The organism is Pleionea sp. CnH1-48 (genome assembly GCF_024124665.1).
In the GTDB taxonomy this organism is placed as follows: Bacteria; Pseudomonadota; Gammaproteobacteria; order Enterobacterales; family Kangiellaceae; genus JAMXSB01.
In genome coordinates, this window is sequence record NZ_JAMXSB010000008.1 from 54,747 (window position 1) to 70,120 (window position 15,374).

Annotated in this window: 13 protein-coding genes; 6 read left to right on the forward strand and 7 right to left on the reverse strand. The window is 40.7% G+C overall.

Annotated elements, in window-relative coordinates; genetic code table 11:
- Positions 1–6: 6 nt before the first annotated feature.
- The 3 genes from NH399_RS13630 to NH399_RS13640 all read right to left on the reverse strand — a co-directional run bounded on the left by NH399_RS13630 (position 7) and on the right by NH399_RS13640 (position 2,296).
- On the reverse strand, positions 7–879 hold the full coding sequence (locus NH399_RS13630) for a DMT family transporter (protein WP_253040962.1): 873 nt from the start codon (positions 877–879) through the stop codon (positions 7–9).
- A gap of 150 nt (positions 880–1,029) precedes the next feature.
- Entirely contained in the window at positions 1,030–1,449 is a 420-nt protein-coding gene (locus tag NH399_RS13635) for a hypothetical protein (protein ID WP_253040964.1), read from the reverse strand.
- 40 nt (positions 1,450–1,489) lie between these two features.
- Positions 1,490–2,296, reverse strand: coding sequence for a helix-turn-helix domain-containing protein (locus tag NH399_RS13640; protein WP_253040966.1), 807 nt, complete (start codon positions 2,294–2,296; stop codon positions 1,490–1,492).
- Between the two features lie 121 nt (positions 2,297–2,417).
- On the opposite strand from NH399_RS13640, the gene NH399_RS13645 reads away from it, so the two are divergent.
- On the forward strand, positions 2,418–2,810 hold the full coding sequence (locus NH399_RS13645; protein WP_253040968.1) for a DUF3224 domain-containing protein: 393 nt from the start codon (positions 2,418–2,420) through the stop codon (positions 2,808–2,810).
- A 59-nt stretch (positions 2,811–2,869) separates the two neighbouring features.
- On the opposite strand, the gene NH399_RS13650 is transcribed toward NH399_RS13645, so the two are convergent.
- Positions 2,870–4,933, reverse strand: coding sequence for a TonB-dependent siderophore receptor (locus tag NH399_RS13650; RefSeq protein ID WP_253040970.1), 2,064 nt, complete (start codon positions 4,931–4,933; stop codon positions 2,870–2,872).
- A gap of 342 nt (positions 4,934–5,275) precedes the next feature.
- On the opposite strand from NH399_RS13650, the gene NH399_RS13655 reads away from it, so the two are divergent.
- Positions 5,276–6,115: a type 1 glutamine amidotransferase domain-containing protein gene (locus NH399_RS13655; protein ID WP_253040972.1), complete on the forward strand. Its 840-nt coding sequence runs from the start codon at positions 5,276–5,278 to the stop codon at positions 6,113–6,115.
- Positions 6,116–6,369: 254 nt separating this feature from the next.
- Positions 6,370–6,801 carry a helix-turn-helix transcriptional regulator gene (locus NH399_RS13660; RefSeq protein ID WP_253040974.1) on the forward strand — a complete coding sequence of 144 codons (432 nt, stop codon included), beginning with the start codon at positions 6,370–6,372 and terminating at the stop codon, positions 6,799–6,801.
- A 276-nt stretch (positions 6,802–7,077) separates the two neighbouring features.
- On the opposite strand, the gene NH399_RS13665 is transcribed toward NH399_RS13660, so the two are convergent.
- Positions 7,078–8,607: an amidohydrolase family protein gene (locus NH399_RS13665; RefSeq protein ID WP_253040976.1), complete on the reverse strand. Its 1,530-nt coding sequence runs from the start codon at positions 8,605–8,607 to the stop codon at positions 7,078–7,080.
- A 253-nt stretch (positions 8,608–8,860) separates the two neighbouring features.
- On the opposite strand from NH399_RS13665, the gene NH399_RS13670 reads away from it, so the two are divergent.
- Complete coding sequence (locus NH399_RS13670) at positions 8,861–10,393, forward strand: winged helix-turn-helix domain-containing protein (protein WP_253040978.1); 1,533 nt, start codon at positions 8,861–8,863, stop codon at positions 10,391–10,393.
- Positions 10,394–10,438: 45 nt separating this feature from the next.
- Here the strand turns inward: NH399_RS13670 and NH399_RS13675 are convergent, their stop codons facing one another.
- Entirely contained in the window at positions 10,439–11,812 is a 1,374-nt protein-coding gene (locus NH399_RS13675; protein WP_253040980.1) for a S41 family peptidase, read from the reverse strand.
- 171 nt (positions 11,813–11,983) lie between these two features.
- Positions 11,984–13,234 carry an aspartyl protease family protein gene (locus NH399_RS13680; protein ID WP_253040981.1) on the reverse strand — a complete coding sequence of 417 codons (1,251 nt, stop codon included), beginning with the start codon at positions 13,232–13,234 and terminating at the stop codon, positions 11,984–11,986.
- Positions 13,235–13,374: 140 nt separating this feature from the next.
- On the opposite strand from NH399_RS13680, the gene NH399_RS13685 reads away from it, so the two are divergent.
- Together NH399_RS13685 and NH399_RS13690 are read left to right on the forward strand one after the other, a co-directional pair.
- On the forward strand, positions 13,375–14,052 hold the full coding sequence (locus NH399_RS13685; RefSeq protein WP_253040983.1) for a response regulator transcription factor: 678 nt from the start codon (positions 13,375–13,377) through the stop codon (positions 14,050–14,052).
- On the forward strand, positions 14,045–15,250 hold the full coding sequence (locus NH399_RS13690) for a HAMP domain-containing sensor histidine kinase (protein ID WP_253040985.1): 1,206 nt from the start codon (positions 14,045–14,047) through the stop codon (positions 15,248–15,250). The genes NH399_RS13685 and NH399_RS13690 overlap by 8 nt, the downstream gene beginning before the upstream one ends.
- Positions 15,251–15,374: the final 124 nt, after the last annotated feature.

The following is a 15,374-nucleotide window of genomic DNA, read 5'->3' on the forward strand; positions in this document are numbered from 1 at the left end:
CATGAGCTAACGACTCAACCGAGGCAGTTTTATAAACTCCATGGTGAGTGCTGTGCCCGTTAATATCAACATCATCCCCAAGATCATCGATGGAGTAATGGCTTCATCAAGCAACAACCAACCAAATAAGACACCAAATATAGGGATTAAGTAAGTCACAGCAATGGCTTTAGAAGAGCCGATATTTTTAATTAAACGAAAGTACAACAGCAGAGCCAATGCTGTGCATAGTCCCCCCATGGCAAGAGCAGCTCCCCATGCTTGAGCAGATATCGATTGCTGTGGCCAATAAAAGAAAGCTAAAGGTAACAACATCAGAGCCGATTGCAACTGGCTTTCTGTCGTGATGGTTAGTGGATCGACGTCCTGCAAGTGCTGTTTCGTATAATTAACGGCGATACCATACAAGAATGTTGCGGCCAACCCAGCGAGTACACCGGACACCGCGAGCATCGAACCCAGCATCATTTTTTCGTAGGTGAGCACCACCACTCCCACGAAGCCGATCAGTAGTCCAATGAGCATCGATGAAGTAGAAACGGCTTTAAATAATGCAAATCCGATGAGCGCTCCCCACAAAGGTGAAGTGGAATTAATAACCGACGTATATCCCGCCGATAAATAAAGCACCGCATAGGAAAATAACAAATAAGGAATGGTTGTGTTTGTTAAGCTCACTACAAGAATCTTTTTACTGTGCGGCCCCCACAAGCAAAATCCTTTTCGATAGATAAGTATAGGAAGTAGGATCATGGTTGCAAATGCCACCCTCACCTCAACAAGCATAAAGACACCAAACTCAGGCGCTGCGATACGCATAAATAGAAAGGAAGCTCCCCATATTGCAGCCAGCAGCACAAACTCTATGCCATTTCTCATTTTCGGTCATTCCTCAGTTTTTGTTGAGACCTGTACAGAGTACTCAATGAGTAAGCTTGATACTCGCCGTTTTCGGTAGTCCAGGTTCATTGATAGTAGATACACATAAACCAGGAGCAATGGCTCTTTTGTTGACGGTCTCAGCTGAACCTAACTTTGTCTGGTTTTGAATTGCGCCCACCGCTTGGTGATAGAAGAATCCTCATCCTTTAAAGCAATGTCGATAGCCCAATTAATTCCGTCTGCCCGATACCACTCTTCGTAATGCTTGTTGAGAAAATCATGAGCAATAGGCACAACCATTAAGTCTGTAATGGCAGCGTTTTGTGGGTGCTTTCGGTATTTGCGAAAGCACTCTTGTCCATACGAAGACAATAACCCCTTCTTAGCAAGCCACGACAGCATAATCATAATAGGTCGATGAGCATGGAGCTCATGTTCCTCTAAGTGCCAGTCAGCCCGATCCCAAGCATGGCCAGAAGTTTCTTGCTCATGCAAGGCTTTTAAGGCAGGATGCAGTGCTTCCGGATTTTCATTCATCAATTGCTTGAACTTCTTTTTCCAGCTCATTTTCACTCTCTTTTTTATTATCTATCATGCAGCATAAGTTTCAAAAACAGTCACCGAGCTTGTCTTTCATATATTGACCTGGAGATATGCCCACAAAAGTTTTAAAGTCCTTTATGAAATGAGATTGGTCACTGTATCCCAGATCGTAAATCATCTGATAGACATCCTCGTCTTGGTTTTCTAAACGCTCTAATACTTCATGTAAACGATACTTTCTTATGACCCACTTAGGACTCACGCCAACATAGCGTTCAAACAGTCGCTGTAACTTTCTTTTGTTCATGTCAAATGGAACAAGCAAATCTTCCACTTTCAAAATATCTCTGTCTTTTGCAATAGTATCAATAATGTTTTTGATTTTTCCGACTTGTTCATCCGGCTCCGACGGAATGGTGGAGCTAAAGAAGTCTTCAACAATATCAATCATATTTTTAACATTATCAGTAGCTCGTACCCTAGACTCCAGAAGTCGACCTTGCTCTCCCCATATCTCTTCTATTGAAAATGATTGGTCGGTCATTTCTGAAGCAACGATCTTAAAGCATGAATAGAAAGCTCCAGGGTGAAACTTAACACCTAATATCCAGTTACTTCCTTCCATCTGATAAGAAAACTTCTGGCTAACAGGCCCCAAAACACGTGTGCCTTCAGGTTCAAAAGCCAAGTTCACACAGGGGTGAGGAAGATTTTGTTGAGTGTGAGGAGAGCTCAAATTCCAAGAAACATGCCAGTATTGCTCGATAAAGTAAGAAAAAGGCGCTTCAGGAAAAAGCCGCGTCAACTGACTTTTACCTTCGCTAGCAGCTCGATTTAATACCCCTTTTATGGGTTTATTATTGATTTTCATAACGGTATAAAATTAAAGGATGCTATCGAAATTAAAGTTGTCGCGTTTATACTATTACACTAACCATAAAGGTGATTACAATCAACTGAATATGCAACAGAATGATGGCAGGAGAAGCAGAATGTCAGACAATGAGTTTACAATAGATTCCTGGGAAGAAAGCAGCTATTTCGAAGATACTGATGGAACCAAGCTGGCAAGAGTTAAAGTAGAAAAAGTCTATCGAGGAGCCTTAGAAGGAAAAGGAGAGTTAAACTACCTGATGTCGTACAATGATGATGGAAGTGCTGACTTCATTGGCTTAGAACGTGTGGAAGGTAGTATTGCAGGTAAGTCTGGAAGCTTTGTGCTTTCACATGAGGGAACCTATAACGAAGGAACAGTAAACTCAACATTTACTCTACTCGAGAAATCAGCATCCGAAGACTTAAAAGGTCTGTCTGCTTCTGGTAGTTATACCACTAGCCATAGCATGGTGGTGCCTTTCGATCTCACCTATAAGTTTACAAATTAAGAAGTACTGGGCACTGTGCAGGACGAATCCAGCCAGTGCCGCTTTTTAATAAAACTCCACTACAACTTATAACTGATACCAAACTGCAGATAGCGCTCTATCGTCAAGATACCATTTTCATTATTCCAAACTGCGGGCAAAACGGCTTCTCGATCAAACAGATTTCTGATGCCAAATTGAATATTCAGTTGTTTGTTAATAGACCAGTCCAAGGTCGCATCTGTTACAAAGTAACCGTTTAGCTCTGGTGGATTAGGAACATTATTACTAATCGGCCCTTCTTTAGCACCTCGATGCATTCGATTAGTGACATACAAATCTAAATCGTGATCAGGAATCGCATAACCGAAGTTTATATTGTAAATTTGCTCAGGAAACGCAGCATAATCCACATTGCCACTCGCCGTGACCGCTTCACTAGAAATCCACGAACCACTAAAATCCCAGCGCCAGTCGCCAGCTTGCCCACGGAAAGTCAATTCATATCCGCTGGCTTCGTTGATACCAACGTTAGCATATTCTGCATTAAAGTTGGGGTCAGTCGTCGGAACAATAATAATTCCGTTTGTCCAATCACTCTGAAAATAAGTCGCGTTAAATTTCCATGATTCTTTTTGCAGCATATAGACCAACTCAGTGGTCTCTACAATTTCTGGCTGAAGGTTGGGGTTGCCTTTTATGATGCCAGCGCCAAAAATTTCTGCTGCGATAGGCGCTCGAAAAGCTTCACCGTAAAGTAGCTTAATTGCAGACTCTGAATCGGGTAAATAAATAACACCAAAACGAGGCGTTGTTTGATTGCCAAAGTCTGAGTATTTATCGTAGCGACCACCATAAACGAATTGTAAACTATCATCTAATACTTTGGTTTTTGCCGAAACGACCAGACCTTCTACGTCCCGCTCAAAACCAGACTGGGCTGTAACGATTTGGCCAATAACAGTGCGATCAGTACCACTTACTGTGAACTCAGTACTGGCGCTGTCTATTGCTCCTGTTTTTAGGTCGAGTCCCACTGCCCATTGAGTATTCCATGAGTTTTCTGACTGCTTAACAAGAAGGCTAATACCTGTGAGACTTTCTTCAGAGAGGCCTATAGACCCCACTCCCGTAATAGTGGTTGTGTCTGTGAAGGTTTCGCCCTCGCTTTCCCAATGAAACACTTTACCTTCAAAAGTAATGTTGTCGTCAAAGTTCGCTTCGAAGGCCGCTTTAAAAGCCACCAGATCTTCATAACCATCGGTGATATCGCGATCTAAAAATATACTCCCAAAAGGCGACTGGTTCTGACCACCACTCACACTTTCAATAGAATCATGCTCTTTAACATAAACGCCATATTCCGTTTTAAAGGTATCAGAGTGAGTAACATCTAGCTTAAAAACACCTGTGTGCGCCTCATAGCTATTAGCCCGGCTAGATGTTCGTACAATAGAAGTACCCGGAATGGTATAGGAATAGGGAATATCTTGAGCGGATTGATCAACAAGTCCAGCGGTCGCGTTAAAGGTAACGCCTTCGCCAACAACCGTTGTGTGATTCACATTACCAATCTTGCCACCTTCACTAGAAAACAAGAAATCAAAGTCGGTATTGTCTTTATCGGAGCGATAGGTTTTCATGGAAATTACCCCATGAAATGCATCAGAACCATAGAGTGCAGAACCCGGCCCTCGAATCATCTCTATTCTGTCGAGGCTTGCCGCTACATAACTGCGCACCTCATAAAGCGCGCTGCCCGAGCGTAAATTATTCATCGGAATGCCATCAAGTACCGTTGCGATCCCCCGTACCGATAAGTTAGATGCATAACCCCGAATCGCAACAGCCGAACCACCCCAAGGTACTGGATACACCATGGTGCCTGGAAAATGGCTTATCGCATCAGTGACACTCTCTGCTCCATAGTCTTTCCATTGGCGTTTTAAAATAACTTCTACCGTCGACCCTGATTCCAACTCAGTTTCTTTAAAGTTGGAAGCAACGGTGACTTCCAAACTCAACAAATCTTCGAGTGACAGATCGTCAAATCCCTCTTCCTCGCCTTCTGATGCAAAGGAAGACATGGCAACTAATCCTCCCAATACAGCTCCCGCAATACGCGTTTTCTTATATTTGTTCATGATGCTACCTAATTTTGTATATTTTCTCCTAAGTTAGTTGTAGCAGACAGATGTTTAAATGACCAAAAATCGCGCTAAAAAATATACAAAATACACTTTCTATAAGTCGATGAATTATTTCGTTTTATGTCATCGAAACCGATGATTTCCTCCTTATGAGGCCATTCATGCCAAAAAACCAATAGTTCAATAAATAACCTAGCAACCAATTGTATAAATTGTTAGTACAATTAAGTATAAATTATTAGCATTGTTCAATTTTAGTTATCTCCTTATACTTTCTTCCCATGAATAGGCCATCACCGCCTCACCATTTATCCCCTCTATTTAAGGAGTTAGATTATGAAATTTAAGTCACTCATTGCTGTATCGGCACTGCTATTAAGCCCTCTTACCTTTGCAGACAATATTCTCGTGGTTATGTCTGACAAAGCAGAAATGACTTTAAAAGCAGGAAAAACCTACCAAACAGGATTTTATTTCAATGAACTCATGGAGCCTGTAAAACGCTTTATTGATGCAGGACACACGGTAACTTTTGCCACTCCCTCTGGCGTAGCTCCTGCGATGGACCCGAACTCTGATAGCTTACAACTTTTTAAGAATGACCAAGACTACTACAACGAGCACAAAAAGCTGTTGTCTGACTTAAAATTGATGGACCCTAAAAACAGTCCAGTGATCAGTTTTGATCGAGTGGAACAAATCGGAATTCAGAACTTTGACGCCTTCTTTGCTCCTGGTGGTCACGCTCCTATGGAAGACCTGGTGATTGACGATCAGCTGGGGCGCATTTTAAAAGCCTTTCACAAAAGCAGTAAGCCAACAGGACTAGTATGTCATGGTCCTATTGCTTTGCTATCGGCACTACCAAATAATGATCAAATCGTTGATAGATTGAAACAAGGTAAAAAAGTATCGCCATCAATAGACTGGATCTATGCCGGATATAATATGACCGTCTTCAGCAACAGCGAGGAAGTCACTGCAACCAAATACTATTTGGATGGCGGCGAAATGTATTACTTCCCGCAAGATGCGCTCAGTGCTATCGGTGGAAACTATGAGCGTAGTGAGCAAGACTGGCAAGCCAAAGTGGTTGTTGACCGTGAGTTAATCACCGGACAAAATCCAGCCTCAGCCATCGGAGTTGCAGATGAAATTTTAAAGCAATTGAAGTAATCAACTAACCATCAACTAATAAGGAGCAGCTCAGTCTGCTCCTTTTGTCATTGTCACACCACTTATTAATCACAAGATACTCAGGCTTGCTTAACTCCCCGTTAAATAAGGAGTTTTATCGCCTTTCGATTGATAGTGTCCTATAACTGTCCTATGATTGTCTCATTTCCAGGGGGTATTTCGGGTATCGATGTCTCACTCCAAACCACATACTGAGGCTGCCTTCACCAACATAATGAAGTTGAGAACATCTAATGAAAATTAATGCAAAGTTAGTCAGTAAACTTAGAAAACAGCGTTCATGGACGCAAGAAGAGTTAGCAATAGCTTCTGGACTAAACTTAAAAACGGTTCAGAGAATTGAAAAGAAGGCCACAGCATCTCTTCAGTCTAAGAAAGCTTTAGCATCGGTTTTTGATATTGATGTTCAAGACTTAGATCATGAGGAAAAGCCTATGACGCCTTGCCCAGAATGCCATTCTGAGAAAATCTATAAATTCACAAAAACCATCGAAACGAACCCTGAATGCTTACCCCACATGTTGCCTAAACTAGGCTCAGGACTCACCTTTTATTCTGAGTTTGTACCTGTGGTTTGTGAAGATTGCGGTTATATCCGCTACTTCGCCGATGAAAAAGCGCGTAGTAAGCTGTCAACTTCCAAGTATTGGGAGCTGCTTGATTAGATAAGCCTTTCTTACATGGGCCTAAATAGCAGCATGTCACTTCTGCTTTAGGCTCAGATTTATGAGAACACTCTACTGTTATTTAGATAAGTGCCTGTCCAGCTGTGACTCTCCTCAGACTTAAAGAGGGCTCCGAACATATCCATTGGCAAAAAATGATAAGGGTAAAAAAGCCTCCCTGCGTCGTATATTGGCTGCCATCGACATCCAGACATGACGGCAACACCATAAAGAGAAAAAGCAAGAAAGCGAAATGGTATCTCTGAAAATAAAGATTTAAGGTTGACGATCTTTTTGCTCTCTGGAAAAAACCGGGACGCCATTTTTGACAACAAGGACAGGTTGGCTCAGAGTCGTTATATCTTCATAAGGATTCGCTTCCAAAACTACGAAGTCAGCCTGTTTTCCTGTCGAGATAGATCCAATAACTTTATCTAAATGAAAAGCGGAAGCATTTCCACTCGTTATCGCTTTTAAAATATCTTTGTTTGATACGCCTGCCGCTTGCCAGGCTTCAACTTCGCCGAGTAACGATGAGGCATGTAACGTACCAATGTTGCCAGCATCAGTACCAAGTGACACTTTAACACTGGATTCAACGAGCTTTTTTAAGTTCTGTTTTTGAATGTCTAAATATTTTGACGAAAATACTTTTCTCAGCTGCGAAACGATCCCCTGCTCTTGTTGAGTCAAATTTGAAATAACGTCTTCATGCTCATCAACATATGGCATATATTTAAGAAAAATTTGAAACATCTGATCGGCCTTACTTTGGTTCTTACTCAACTCTTCAAAGCTCTGAATCACTTCATCAACAGAATGCATCTGTTCAAATTGGCTAAAGCTTAAAGTCCCTTTAAAAAACTCAAAATAATGTTGATATGCCGTTAAGGTGGGCATGTAAGTCACGTCATGCTTGCGCATTAAAGAAATTAACTCATTGTCTACATGCTCTTTCAGAGCACCATGAACCAGAATGTCAGCACCTACCTCAACAGCTTTTTTTGCATTATCAAGTTCCTCTACATGGATCGCTACTACCAGCTTATTATCTTTAGCTATCTTAATGGCAGGTTTATACAAATCTGCCAATTGCTGCGATGACAGTCCGGTTTCTTGGCTCCATACTACCTTTAAAATATGGGCTCCCAATTTAAGTTGCTGATAAACGGCATTGACAGCCTCTTCTTTGTTTTTTACTTGCAAAAATGTGAATCCGTTGGCGTTTAACTGTGGCATTTCCATCGGAGAGAGCAATGGGCCAGAAAAATATATCTGTGGTAACTCAGCATTCATTGAGAAGCTTTTATACTGACTTGTGTATTCTGATGGCCCACCCAAATCAACAATTGAAGTTATCCCTAGTTTGACATACTCCTTTAGAATCTCTTCTTGATTGTTTAACAACCAGGTCTGTTCTTCCTTATACGGAACAATTTTTGTTGCATCGATAACATCTGGTCGGGTAAATGCGCCCCCTGACTGGGCCAAGTGAACATGTCCATCAATCAACCCAGGTATTACCCACTTCCCCCCAAGCTCCTTAACATTCGCACGGTGAGGGATCGGTGCCGAGTGAGGTTGAATTTTAAGAATTTTCCCTTCAGCAACCAAGATAGTGGCATTGAGTATTGGCAACTCCACACTTGGCTCCAGAATATTCGCATGAGTAAAAGCGGTTATGGGGGAATCAATTGGTTTGTTGGACTTATCACCACTCGCATGGGTAATGGCAGGAAAGACAATCATCGAGAGCACAAGAGAGAGCAAACGCTTCACTTTTCTTCTGAGTTTTTCTTTAACCATGGTATCTCCTCTATTTATTAAATGACTCTCTTTCGGGTATCAAGTTAGATACCGATGATGTTGGAGCTTCCCCCTCTATAAAGACATGATGAGCTTCTAAAATTTCCCTAAAACTTCTCTATAATTCTCTTAAGCTTTTGTTTTATAGTAGCTTTTAAAGACATCCTTAAACTTCTCTTCCAATTCAAACCACTACTGTTATGTTATACAATGTTCTAAATCATGGCTAAAAATTGACTTCTCAGGATTAACTTTGACTTCTACAGATGTAAGCTGCGTTATCTATCCAGACAAGGGGGAAGTCTTCCTCAATGAGCAAATAGTGCAACTTAGGCCAAAATCCTTTGAATTACTTTTACTATTAGCCTCAAAGCCGGACACTGTTTTTTCCAAAGCCGAAATACTCCAATCTATATGGGGCAGCTCTATCGTTGACGAGCAGGTTGTTTTTCAGTCAGTCAATGAAGTACGCAAAGAACTAGGAATAGCAGAGGCGATAAAGACATTTCCTCGGCGAGGCTATAGCTGGACTTTGACTAACACTACCATTGAGCAGAGTCCTGAGCCTAAGCAGCCACCTCAAAACTTGAAAAAAACCTTCAGCAGAAAACCGCAACTAGTACTATTAGCTCTGCTTTCAGTTGTTATACTGATCGGCTTATACTTCAGCATGAGTCCGTCACCTCCATCAACAGAAGTCGATGAAAGCCCCTCTCTTTTCGCCCAACGAAGTTCTCATAAAGGAGTGCTGATTCTACCTTTTGATGTTCAATCATTAGATAGCTCCCAAAAGTGGATCCGCTATGGTGCTATGGAAGGACTCATTAACAAACTCACTCCCAACAGCAATGTCACCGTTTTTCAGCTAGAAGATATTATCGATATCCTTAGTCGACTCCCTATGGAAAGTCGAGACAACGCAGAGAAGATTTTCAAGAAATCGGGCGCCTCCATCATCTTGAAGACATCCACAACGGGTGTGCCTGGTGATTACAATATTATCTACTCAATTTACCGACCGGATTCGTTAGCTACGAAAGCAGTGAACGTCAAGAACATTAACGCAGGCATTGCAGAGCTGGTATCCGTATTTGAGGAGACTTTACACCAGAGCTCATCGATTGATTCACAGTTTCTAAATACGCAGTTTCAAAACGATTTAATGATCAGAGCAATTCAATTTATAGAGCTGGGCGACTACCAATCAGCAGCCGCATTTTTAGAAAGTGCCGTTGCCAATGATAGTCAAAATGTTTACGCCTTATATTTGTTATCAACGACCATGTTAAAACTAGGAGATGTAGATAAAACGCTAGAAAAGGTTAACACAGCCTTAAGCTTAAGCACCTCTCCTGCCTACGAGCAGTATGAAAACAGATTTTTATATTTTAAAGGCAGCTTATTACTGGCAAAAAAAGAGGTCGAAAAATCCAAACAAATACTAATCCAAGCCGAAAGCCGCTCCAAATCCAATAAAGATTGGCTTTATTACTCCTACTCACATTCTATGCTTGGTAAAGCTCATCAGTTAGAAGAAGACTATGAGACAGCACTTACTTATTTTAACTCGGCAATGCAGTACCAAGAATTAATACAATGCCCTATGGGTATTGCTCAAGGGTATATGGATCTAGCGGAGTTCTATTTATCAAAACAAAACCAAACAAAGGCCTTAGAAAACTATCATAAGGCTGAAAAGTTAGTTTCAGATCAAAAGCTCATCCAAGCTGAGCCTATTTTGAATAGGGTCCAAAAGAAACTAGCCACAGCTCAAGTGCATCAATGATCCCACATAAGCTTTGAGCAAATGCGGTCATCACAAATCAATCTCTTACTTAGTCTGCCATTTAGATGATTTGATATTTAAGCTGCGATGTTTGATGAGTTCACTAACCAATTGAAAGGGCTCATTTTTATCATAGTCGATGATAATGTCCGGCTTAACAGATTTGTTATTGCTCCCACCTTTCGGTCTTTCGAGGTAGAAACGCGGGCTTATTACTCTTAACTTTGAATATTTAAGGCTGGTTGCTTGCGTCCCCCCTGTTTGCCCACTTTTTCCACCGGTTGCTTCTCCAACCAACAGTCCAAAGCCATGATCTTGAATAACATTCGCAAACAGTATTGCCGATGAATAAGTAAAGTCACTGATCAAAACAGACACATCTCCCTTAAACTCAGTGACATCCGAATTAACTTCTTTAAAGCTATTCTGCCCCTCAATAACGTCACCGACAGATTGCCCTTCACGAGCTCGACCTTCTATAACCTTAACTTTATAGTGGCTGCCTGTTCTCCATTTTTTATCTGCAATATAAGGTAAGATACCGTCAATCCAAATTTTATCATCGCCACCGCCATTCTCTCGTATATCGATGATAAGGTGCTGTATGTTGCTTTTCGCTATCTTGGAGAATGATAAATGCAAAAATTCAATAACATCTGCATAATCTTCGCCCCAACTGAAAGTATTTATCGTTAACAATGCATTACTAGTATCCAGCATTTCGAATTTAAAGTTATCAGAGAATGTCTTATCCTGAGCGAATGCTTCTCGACTCGCAACAACCGTTACTTTTTGTTCTTCTCCGCACTTTCTCATCACCAGATCGAAAGTTTTGATGTTTCCATAATATAGCCAAATGTACGTGGCAAAACGCCTTTGTAATAAAGCTTTCCTGAATCTTTTACTATCACCATTAGTTCGCTCTAGCAGAGGCTCCACAAAATCACGGATGTTCTGCCCATTAATCTTGGTGATTTCATACCCTTTAAACTTCGTTGGTTTTCCATGAAGCTCAGAGCGGATAAACAGCCTGTTGTTACTGAAAACCACTTGGTAGGGAAACAGACCACCACCACTTCTCACATGTTGGTTAGCTAACTCCCTTAGCTTTGGTAAGTTGATCACTGTATGGCCATCATTTAACGCTCGATTAAATGAAGAGACTAACCGCCAAAACTCCAATACAGAAATAGGCTGAGTAATACTTGACTTAAGTTTTTCTACGTCGCCATAGAAAGCTTCGACATTATCCACGGTGTACGAAAGTTGAGGATGAGTTTTATCCAAAAACTGTATCCATTGATTGAGGTCCTCAGCTACTTGCTCTGGTTGTAGCATGGTATTCAAATAATCTTCCGAATAAGCCATCATATAGAAACAGCTTAATATCAAAACAATAAGTAATTTAAATGGCTTCATAATACTTCTCATATAAAGGCAATCACTCTCAAGGCATTTAATTATCAATAGATAACTCAAAACCAATTTATCTTAATGCTCCACTCCCATAGGGTGGAGAATTAAACTCCAGCAAGCATCAGAGTTCTTCCCGTGAGCCAGGCACAATTAGCTCTTAGGGTCCTCATCCTTTCATCTTTTTATCTGCGAGTTAGTCGAGTAGCCTTCAATATGTTTTGTGGTAATGCTAGTGCAGGGTAGATGCTTAAAACAAAACTCAAATGTGTTTGGTATAGAAACCATTTCCAACCATTCTTGCTCTGTGATTTCACGAGCATCCACCTTATTGATAGAAGTGATGACCGAGCCAACTTTAAAACCCTGTTGGTTCGCAATCAAATCCGGATAAACCTGACGAACTACCAGCATGTCATTTTTTAATTTACGCAAGTCTAGTCCGGCAAGATTATATCGAGAAGAAAATGAAACTTTCTCGTAAGGTCGAAAGGTCATAATATTGTTTTGGTAATCAATGATAGTAATAAACTGGTTCATCAACGCGCTGCCTATGACCCAATAATCATCCTCATCATCCGCCTTGATAACATTAGTTTTAACCCCCTCTAATCTCAAGTTACCCAAACTTAAACCGGGTAACCTTATTCGCATGTGTTTGGCTTCTCCGCTAAGACCAAAGTCTGAAGCTTGAATCGCAACATCAGGAAGTTGAATATCACGGTTCTTAACGTATTCAGTATTGAATTTAAAATAATGGCGACTACCTGTATCTATAGAAACCTGCTGTTCAAAATCTCTTCCGCCAATGTGCATTGTTACAGGCATTTTAAGTTTTGAGAAAGAAACATCAAAAGGTATCTTCACATCATTAGAGTTCGATGAAAAAGAAGCGTTAGCGATACTTATTTTGCTGGCTTCTTTATCGAACATCCAATTGAAGTGTCTTAACAAGTCATGCCCAAGCACACCATCATAGATAGCTTCGTCGGGAGTTAGGTAATACTGAGTCGTAGAAATAGGAATATAAGCTACTTTTACATCTTCAAAACCCACGCCACCAAAAGAAACTGATTTGAGCAGCGTCTGATATGCCGGTGAACTCTCACCCTCTCCCCACCCACCAATTTCGAGAGAGAAACCTCGCTCAAGTTGCAGTTTAGAGACCTTTTCTGTGTCAAATAGTATAGTAAATGAAGCGCCAGTATCAATAAGAAAAAGAAGCTCCTCTTTTCCGTTTATTTTTACTTGAATGTAAGGTTTTTCTCCTATGTAAAACGCTTGCATACTTTGTTCAAAATGACGACTATCTGATGTCGGTAGTATCGGTTCAATGCCATTGTTTGCATTCTTCATACGCATATAGTTGACTACAGAACAACTACTTAGGGTCATAATAGCGATTAAGGTTAAGATTATTTGTTTCATAATCATTTCCATATTTGCGGATTTATGCCAGTATCCAATAAGCATGGTCAATTTAGGGTAAAGAAAAAGGGTTTACCCTAAAATGACCTTTCATTTGATAATATCAGCGCTACTTATTGTTAAATCTAGCTAGAGGTTCTATGAACATTTTGTTAGTTGAAGATAATCACGCCATTGCCTCACAAATAAGTACTTTCCTTGAAGCTCACGGTTGGGAGCTGGATTTTGCAGCCACAGGAAAACTTGGCGTTGATTTAGCGTTAGCGAATAATTTTGACGTCATCATCTTAGATTTAAACTTACCTGACATTGATGGGCTAGACGTGTGCGAACAAATCAAGCGGCAAGATACTTCAAATACCCCGATTCTTATGTTGACAGCACGAGATGCATTTCAAGATAAAGCAAACGGGTTTGGCAAAGGCGCGGATGACTATTTAACAAAGCCCTTTGATTTACGCGAGTTGGCACTTAGATGCGAAGCAATGAAAAGACGGCCTATGTTGCATCAAGACTCTATCGTACAACGAGGTAAGCTGCGATTGGATAAAAAAGCAATTAAGGTAGAGTGGGATGGGCAACCCATAAAAACCACCAAAACAAGCTTTGTTATTTTGTCAAAGCTGTTGGATGAATATCCTTATCCAGTAAGTCGCTCTGAACTGCTACAGCTGTTATGGGGAGACGAGCCACCTGAGAGTAACTCCCTAAAAACACATATATATGAATTACGCAAAGCAACACAACAAGTTGCACAGCAGTCACTGATACTAACGATCAGCAACATTGGCTACAAACTGATTAAGTTAGATGATTAATACGATAAAATACCGCTTATTTATCACCTTTGGCAGTCTCGCTGCATTTATATGCCTTTTATTCACTGGTGTGACCTGGCTGTTTGCAGCAGTGACCGAAGATGAAGTCCTCAGACATTTACTTGCGACCGAAGCAGAGTATATTTTGCGAGAATACAGCAAGAGCAACGAATTAAAACCAGCCCGAGCGGATTATATGCAAACTTATTTATCTAAGTCTGCATTGCCTGCCGAAGTGTTACAAGGTTTCCAGGACAATCCATACGAAAAAGAATTTTACGTTCATGGAGATAATTATCATATTGAAGTTTTTGCTACACCTGAAGGAAAACAATTTTACATAACTTTGAACGCATCTAAGTTAGAAGGTCTTTCTACACTAAACAAGATGATTTGGAGCTTTTTATTGGTGATATCCAGTCTTGTGCTCATATTGTCTCTACTCTCAGCCTGGTTTTTATCTAATCGCAGTGCCAAACCACTACAACAGTTGAGTCACAAAATTGAACAATATAAATTCGGTGAAGCCCGGCCTTCGTTGCCCACGGAACGCCGCGATGAAATTGGCATACTCAGTCGTTCTTTTGAGTCCGCTTTGCAAAAAATCTCCTCGCTTCTAGAACGAGAGCAAGAGTTCACCCGCGATGTCAGTCATGAGCTGAGAACGCCAATGACTCTTATAAAAAACACTATCCAGCTAAGTCGCCAGCAGCCGCTGAAAACGGCAGAAGTAGAACTCATTGAACATGCATCAAATGAATTGGAGCAAACCGTTGATGTGCTTCTAGCTCTCGCTAGACAAGAGAACCTTAACTTTAGCAAAATCAAGTTAACACCCATCTTAGAAAAGTGTCTGCTAAAAATTTATAGCATTCATCCTGAGGTGAAGTTTGATCTGGATATCCGTGTTGATGATCATTTCTATGTGATGGGAAGCAAGCATTTGATCAGTCTTTTATGTCAAAACCTAATCAATAATGCATTTTATCATAGCAACAGTTCAACGATGGTTATCAAAGCAGAAGGCAATCTTATATCTTTTGAAAACGCTCTGGATGGCCAACAAACAAAACCTTTTTATCAAGGGTTAGGACATGGGCATTATTTAGTAAAACGCATAGTTGAAGAAATGTCCTGGAGCATAGAGACCGAAAAACGCGATGATACTTACAGTGTTGTCATTAGGGTTAAGAAGTAAAACTCATGTAGTAACACTAAGACACCAACCACAAATTCCATTTTAAGATGCAACTAAGACAGAGGTTTTACACAGAGGCAAGGATTCTCAATGAATCTCTTATAGGGCCATAAACAAAACAAAC